The organism is uncultured Campylobacter sp. (genome assembly GCF_938045535.1).
In the GTDB taxonomy this organism is placed as follows: Bacteria; Campylobacterota; Campylobacteria; order Campylobacterales; family Campylobacteraceae; genus Campylobacter_B.
This window is the reverse complement of sequence record NZ_CALIMQ010000216.1, coordinates 1-1,366: the sequence shown is the minus strand read 5'-3', so window position 1 is coordinate 1,366 and position 1,366 is coordinate 1. Positions and strand designations below refer to the sequence as shown.

Here is a 1,366-nt window from a genome sequence, read left to right as displayed (position 1 = left end):
TTTAGCGCCAAAGGCGTGGCGCATACAAGCCCGCCCGCGCCGATCTTTGCGGCGAGGGAGGAGCTGCGGTAAAACTTTAAAATTTTATCCGAAGCGCTGCTTTTTTGCGCACAGAGCCCAGCCGCGCCGTAGATAGCGAGCTTCGAAGCCTTGCGCGCTAAAGCCTTCATTGCTAACCTACGATCGCGCCGTTTTTTACGGGCGCGAGAGTGCTAAGCAGCGTAAGACTGCCGTCCTCGGCGCTTAAAATCATACCCTCGCTGCTATGTTTAAAAATTTTAGCGGGTTTTAAATTTGCCAGCACGCAGATCTGCTTGCCGACAAGCGCGGCGGGATCGTAAAATTTCGCGATACCGCTTATGATTTGACGCGGCCTCTCCTCCCCTAGATCGATCATAAATCGCAACAACTTCTCGCTGCCCTCAATGTTTTCGCACTCCAAAATCGTGCCAACCTTGATAACGCATTTTTTAAAATCGTCGATTTTGATTTGAGCCTCGGCTATCTCGCCTTGGGCTTCTTGCGCCGTAGCGCCCGAACCGGAAGCGTTTGCGTCTAAGTTTAGCGCGCCTTTTACTGCGGCGTCTGTACCCGAACCGCTCGCAGAATTTGCAGCGCCATTCAGCTTGTCGTAGTCCGCTTTAGGCATTAGCTCGTGATCGATCTTGGTAAAAAGCGGCTCGCACGGCTTAGCCTTAAAATCTAAAATTTCGCCGCGAATCACTAACTTCTCATAAAGCGGCGTGGATATTTCAAAACCTAGCGTGTCTGCGATACGTGCTGCCGTCTTCGGCATCGCGGGACTTAGCAGCACAGCAACTTTAGCCAAAATGTTTGCAACCAATGCGACGAGAGCCAGCGCCTTAGCCTGCTCGCCGTTTTTCATCAAATTCCACGGCTCGTATTTCGCAATCGAAGCGTTCGCAAGAGCAAGCGCCCTCCAAAGCTCCTCCAAGTATCTATTGGTAGCGACTTCCTCAAGTGCGCTAAGTGCAGCGCTCAGATAGGAGTTTGCTTCCTCGATCTCGGCGGTGAAAAATTTCATCACGTCTTTAGAATTTATGACGTAATCCGAGTATTTTGCGCTCATGCCGACGATGCGGCTGAGTAGATTTCCAAGCTCATTGGCAAGCTCGGAATTTACGCGGTTTATAATCGCTTTTTGCGAAAAATCGCCGTCTTGGCCGAACGGCACCTCGCGCAGCAAGAAATACCTAAACTGCTCCAGCCCGTAGGCATTTGCAACCTCGCGCGGATCCACGACGTTGCCCAGGCTCTTACTCATCTTTTTGCCGTCGCGCGTCCACCAGCCGTGAGCTGCGATGCTGCGTGGCATATTTAGCCCGAGGCTCATCAAAAACGCAGG

The 1,366-nt window shown here is 52.0% G+C and carries 1 protein-coding gene; it reads right to left on the bottom strand.

What is annotated here, in order from left to right; all coding sequences use genetic code 11:
* Positions 1-172: 172 nt before the first annotated feature.
* Positions 173-1,366 (bottom strand): methionine--tRNA ligase subunit beta (metG, locus tag Q0095_RS06665; RefSeq protein ID WP_297882524.1); only part of this gene is annotated, 1,194 nt, incomplete at its 5' end.